Below are 5,267 nucleotides of genomic sequence, written 5' to 3' on the forward strand. Positions count from 1 at the left end.
GCGCAGGACATTGCGCCGCGAGAATCCGCCCGGTGCCCGGGGTCCTGCTGCCATCACTGCCTCCAAGGGGGATCGTGGTGCGCCCGCGGCGCGGGAGGGCCATGGGACACAGAGGTCGCACGGCGGGGAGGTCGAGCCGTCGGGGCCGGTGTCCGGGCGCCGGCGGCGAGCAGTCGCGCGGGCGCCCGGAACGGCCCGGGGATCAGCAGGTTTGGCGCAGGTATCCGCTGCTGCCCGCGGGCGACACGTCCAGGTCGCGGCGCACGATGCTCAGCTGGTCGCCCCAGCCCGCGCAGGCCGTGCGCAGCCCTTCGGCGGAGTACTCGATGACCACGACGTCGTCGCCGAACGCGGCGGTGTACTCGCCGCACTCGTCGTAGGCGCCGCACTCCTCGGCGACGGCGAAGTCCAGGCCGGTCTCCTGGCGTGCGCCGGCCAGCTGGGGGGTGTTCTTCTGCGCGGCGGCCAGGCCCTGCTGGTGGGCGCGCGCGGAGAGCAGCTTGACGAAGGACTTGGCCTGCGAGGCCGTCAGGAGGTCGGGGAAGCGGGTGAAGGTGTCGTAGTTGTCCGGCTCGATGGCGTCGAAGCCCTTGTCGGCGCAGCCGTCGATCCAGCCGCCGACCTTGGCCGCGATGCGCTCCCGCTTGTCGGCGGTGCGGATGTCCAGGACGGCCTCGCCCCAGTCGCCGTCGTAGACGACGTCGCCGCTCTCGTCCCGCAGCAGCAGGTCCGCGTCCCACTCTCCCTCCGCTCCCGGCTGGGCCTGGAAGGCGTTGAGGTAGCAGATGTTGTACAGGCCGGGTGCGGGGGCGGCCGTGCGGTCGCGGCTGACGACCTTCACTCCGGCGGGCGGCGTGTACGCGCCGCCGATCTGGTAGTCGAACCCGGTGTGCGCCGGGGGCAGCTCGACGGCGCTCGCGTCGGCGGCGGCGGTGGAGGGCGCGAGCAGGCAGGCGACCGCGGTGGCCGTCAGGGCCGCAGACGCGGCGATGCCCGTGCGCAGAACACGATTGAGGCTCATCTCAGAGCTCCGGTGGTCTGAGGGCACGTCCCCGCCTCGGACACGCGAAGGGTCCTGGCGACTTAGTCCGGGCTCATGGCCGAGGCCAACTACCGGCTGGGCGTACCTCTGCGCCGAGTGCTCCGCACCGGCGTGCCAGGGAGTTAAGCGAGCAGCTTCAGTCATGTCAAGGGACGCGGACTGCGGAGCACTTGGCGTATTCGCGCAGAAACGCGCAGCTATTGTGCGGGAGTCTGCTCATGGCGGTCGGTGCGGTCTATGCTCGCTGCGTGCTGAGAAGCGACCGCCAGGCGCGGATACTTGAGCAGGTCGCCGCCCGGGGCAGCGCGGACGTCGCGCAGCTGGCCGGGTTGCTGGGGGTCTCGCAGGCCACCGTGCGCCGCGACCTGCAGCAGCTGAGCGAGCAGCGGCTGCTCGCACGCACCCGCGGCGGCGCGGTCCTGGGCGCGCTGAGCATCGAAGTGCCGCTGCGGCACCGCGTCGACCAGCGCTCCCCGCAGAAACAGGCGATCGCGCAGGCCGCCGCCGATCTGGTGCCCGAGGGCGCGGTGGTCGGGCTCACCGGCGGCAGCACCACCACGGAAGTGGCCCGGCTGCTCGCCGACCGCGGGCCCGTCACGATCGTCACCAACGCCGTGAACATCGCGGCCGCCCTCGTCCTGCGCCCGACCGTCACCTTGATCGTGGTCGGCGGCACCGCCCGCAGCCAGAGCTACGAACTGGTGGGCCCCATCGCCGAGAAGACCCTCGCCGACCACCACACGGACATCGCGTTCCTCGGCGTGGACGGCATCAGCGCCGTCCACGGGTGCACCACGCACGACCAGTTGGAGGCGGCCACCGACCGCGCCTTCGCGGGGCACAGCAGCCGCACCGTCGTGGTCGCCGACCACACCAAGATCGGCAGGGCGACGTTCGCCCGGATCTGCCCGACCGCCGGTGTGCACACCCTGGTCACCGACGCCGGCGCGCCCGGCGCGCAGCTCGATGCCATCGCCGCCGTCGGCGTGCAGGTCACCGTCGTCTGAGTGCGCCTGCGGGCCGCCGGTGTCCGTGCGTCAGTGCGCAATGGAGTCGATCAGCTCGCGGGCGCCCTGGCGCAGCAGCGTCACCGCCACGGACGTGCCCAGCGTCGCCGGGTCCAGCGGCCCGGCCCACTCGTGGGCGTTGAGGACCGTCTTGCCGTCCGGGGTGAACACGCGGGCGCGCAGCGAGAGATCGCCGCCCGGCTCGCAGCGCGCGTACCCGGCGATGGGGGAGTTGCAGTGCCCCTGCAGCACGTGCAGGAACATGCGCTCGGCGGTGGCCTCCCGCCAGGCCTGCGGGTCGCCCAGGCCCGAGACGGCGTCGATGGTGCGACTGTCGTCCTCGCGGCACTGCAGCGCCAGGATCCCCGCGCCGATCGGCGGGCACATCGCCTCCACCGACAGGACCTCGGTGACCACGTCCATCCGGTCGATGCGCTCCAGGCCCGAGACGGCCAGCAGCAGCGCGTCCGCGTCGCCCGCGGCCAGCTTCTCCATCCGGCGCCCGGCGTTGCCGCGCATCGGCACGCACTGCAGCTGCGGGTGCGAGGCGGCGAGTTGGGCGATGCGGCGCACCGAGGAGGTGCCGATGCGGGTGCCCGCGGGCAGCTCGTCCAGGGTCAGCCCGCCCGGGTGGATCAGCGCGTCGCGGATGTCGTCGCGCTTGAGGAACGCGGCGAAGGTGGTGCCCGCCGGAAGGGGCCGGTCGGCGGGCACGTCCTTGACGCAGTGCACCGCCAGGTCCGCCTCGCCGGCAAGCAGCGCCGCGTCGACCTCCTTGGTGAACGCGCCCTTGCCGCCGAGCTTGGCCAAATCCCCCATCCAGCGGTCGCCGGAGGTCGTCACCGGGACGACCTCGGTGCGGATCCCCGGGTGCAGCGCGGCGAGTTCGGCGCGGACACGCTCCACCTGGGCCAGGGCCATGGGGGAGGAACGGGAGACGATGCGGATCAGCTCAGGAGCGGACATGCGCACCACGATAGGCGCTCGCGGCAGAGGTCTGTTAAAGCGCTCCCCGGTCCGCCCGGGGCCCCGGGGGCGGCCGGTTCCGGGGTGCGGCGCGCGCCGGGCGCTCATAGCGTGAGGAGCAGCCGGCCCCCGTGCCCGCGTTTGTGCAGGTCCCGGCGCCCGTCTCCTGGGAGGTCCCGTGTCCGCGCCCGCCGCCCGCCAGCAGCCCCCGATCGTTCTCGAACGGATGGCTCCCGCCCATCTGGCCGATGTCCTGGCCCTGGGCCGCGAGCTGTACGACACCGCGGTCAAGCCCTACACGTCCTGGTCGCTCTCGGCGATCACCGGGCACATGGACGCCGAGGGCTCCTCCTGCTGGGTGGCGCTGGACAGCGGCGTGCTGGCCGGGTTCGTCTGCGGCTCGATGGGCTTCGACCACCGTGCGGACTGGGGCAACCTGGAGTGGATCGCCAGCGCCCCGGCCTATCAGGGGCGCGGGGTCGCCAGCCATCTGGTGCAGGCCTGCTGCGCGACACTGACCGCCGCCGGGGCCGCCGCGGTGGTCACCGACGTCGAGTCGCGCAACACCGCATCGGCCGCGCTGATGCGGCGCAACGGCTTCACCGAGAGCGTCTCGGTCACCCTTTTCGTGCGCGACGCACCCGAGGCGACGGCCTGAGGCGGCCCTTGTCCCCCGCGCAGGCCTGGCCCGGCTCCAACGGCGGTGCGCCGACGCCCAGATGGGAGCGGCAGCGCGGGGTGTTGCCCGCCTCCTGGTGCCAGGCGGCCGGCTGCGGGCGGATGAAAACCGCCGCGGTGAGCGCCGCCAGGACGAACAGGCCCGCACAGCCCGCCGCCGCCTTGCCGAACGCCGTGTTCAGGGCGCCGGGATCGGCGTAGGCCGTCCCGGACAGGCCCACGGCCAGCGGCAGCGCGGCCACGACGAGCATCTGGGCCACCCGCGCCGCGGTGTTGTTGACGCCGCTGGCCAGGCCCGCGCGCCCGGCGTCGACCGAGGCCAGGACCGTGGCCGTCAGCGGCGCCACGAACAGGCTCATCCCCAGGCCCAGGACCACCACCGCCGGCAGGACCCCGGTGACGTAGGAGGCGCCGGGCTCGATGCGCAGCATCAACAGCGCACCGGCGCCCGCGACCAGCGGGCCCGCGACCAGCGGCAGGGTGGGCCCCACCCGGCGCGACAGATCGCCCGCGGCGGCCGAAAGCAGCAGCATCAGCACCGTGATGGGCAGCGACGCCGTGCCCGCCTGCAGCGCGTCATAGCCCAGCGTCGTCTGCAACTGCACCGGCAGCATGAACAGCAGCCCGCCGATGGCCGCGTACAGGCACAGCGTCATCGCGTTGGCCGCGCTGAACAGGCGCGAGCCAAAGAGGGACAGCGGCAGCATCGGGTTGCGGCGCCGGTGTTCGACCACGACGAACGCCACGCCCGCCGCCAGCCCGCCCAGCCCCGGCAGCAGGGCCGCCGCCTTCGAGGCCTCGCCCGAGGCGCCGATCAGCGCGAAGCTGATGCCCGCCAGGCACAGGGCGGCCAGGCACGCCCCCGTCACGTCGAAGGGCTGGTCCGCGGCGCCCTCGGCGCGGCTCTCGGGCACATGACGCACCGCGAAGAGCACGAGCGCGGCCAGCGGCACATTGATCAAAAAGATCCACCGCCAGCCGGGCCCGTCGATCAGCCAGCCGCCCAAGAACGGGCCGATCGCGCCCGCGACCCCGCCCAGGCCCGACCAGGCGCCCACCGCGCGCGCCTGGTCCTGCGGGCGGAAGGACGTGCGCACCAGGGCCAGCGAACCCGGCGTGAGCAGCGCACCGCCGATGCCCTGCAACGCCCGCGCCGCGATGAGCATCCCCGCGTCCTGCGCGATCCCGCACAGGGCGGAGGCGACCGCGAACCACACCACGCCGATGACCAGGGTGCGCCGCCGCCCGATGCGGTCGCCCAGCGCCCCGCCGAGCAGCAGCAGCGCCGAGAGGGTGAGCATGTAGGCGTTGACGACCCACTGCAGGGAGCCGATGGAGGCGTCCAGTTCGCGGCCCAGCGTGGGCAGCGCGACGTTGACCACCGTGCCGTCCAGCATCGCCATGCCGGAGGCCAGCACCGCACAGGCCAGCACCCAGCGGCCCCGCGCCGAGGCCAGCGCGGCACCGCCCCCGGAGCCTTCGGGCCCCGCGGCGCGGCCCCGCGGCCCCCCCCCCCCCCCCCCCCCCCCCGGCGCGCGCCCCGCCAGGGGCGAGCCGCCCGGCCGCGGGGGCGG

The 5,267-nt window shown here is 74.2% G+C and carries 5 protein-coding genes; 2 read left to right on the plus strand and 3 right to left on the minus strand.

The genetic code is table 11. From position 1 onward, the window contains the following. Positions 1 to 202: 202 nt before the first annotated feature. Positions 203 to 1,021: an endo alpha-1,4 polygalactosaminidase gene (locus ACQKIP_RS38765; RefSeq protein ID WP_365859531.1), complete on the minus strand. Its 819-nt coding sequence runs from the start codon at positions 1,019 to 1,021 to the stop codon at positions 203 to 205. 269 nt (positions 1,022 to 1,290) lie between these two features. Here ACQKIP_RS38765 and ACQKIP_RS38770 point away from each other — a divergent pair, with 269 nt between their 5' ends. Further along, positions 1,291 to 2,049, plus strand: a complete 759-nt coding sequence (locus ACQKIP_RS38770) for a DeoR/GlpR family DNA-binding transcription regulator (RefSeq protein WP_427745223.1) — start codon at positions 1,291 to 1,293, stop codon at positions 2,047 to 2,049. Between the two features lie 30 nt (positions 2,050 to 2,079). Here the strand turns inward: ACQKIP_RS38770 and hemC are convergent, their stop codons facing one another. Next, the gene (gene hemC, locus ACQKIP_RS38775) at positions 2,080 to 3,015 is read right to left on the minus strand and encodes a hydroxymethylbilane synthase (RefSeq protein ID WP_365859529.1); all 936 of its coding nucleotides are present in this window, start codon (positions 3,013 to 3,015) and stop codon (positions 2,080 to 2,082) included. Between the two features lie 178 nt (positions 3,016 to 3,193). On the opposite strand from hemC, the gene ACQKIP_RS38780 reads away from it, so the two are divergent. Then, positions 3,194 to 3,673: a GNAT family N-acetyltransferase gene (locus tag ACQKIP_RS38780; protein WP_365859527.1), complete on the plus strand. Its 480-nt coding sequence runs from the start codon at positions 3,194 to 3,196 to the stop codon at positions 3,671 to 3,673. On the opposite strand, the gene ACQKIP_RS38785 is transcribed toward ACQKIP_RS38780, so the two are convergent. Next, complete coding sequence (locus ACQKIP_RS38785; RefSeq protein WP_427745224.1) at positions 3,633 to 5,126, minus strand: MFS transporter; 1,494 nt, start codon at positions 5,124 to 5,126, stop codon at positions 3,633 to 3,635. The two genes, ACQKIP_RS38780 and ACQKIP_RS38785, sit on opposite strands and share 41 nt — an antisense overlap. Between the last annotated feature and the right edge of the window lie 141 nt (positions 5,127 to 5,267).

The organism is Streptomyces sp. NPDC059900 (assembly GCF_050270335.1).
Lineage (GTDB): Bacteria > Actinomycetota > Actinomycetes > Streptomycetales > Streptomycetaceae > Streptomyces.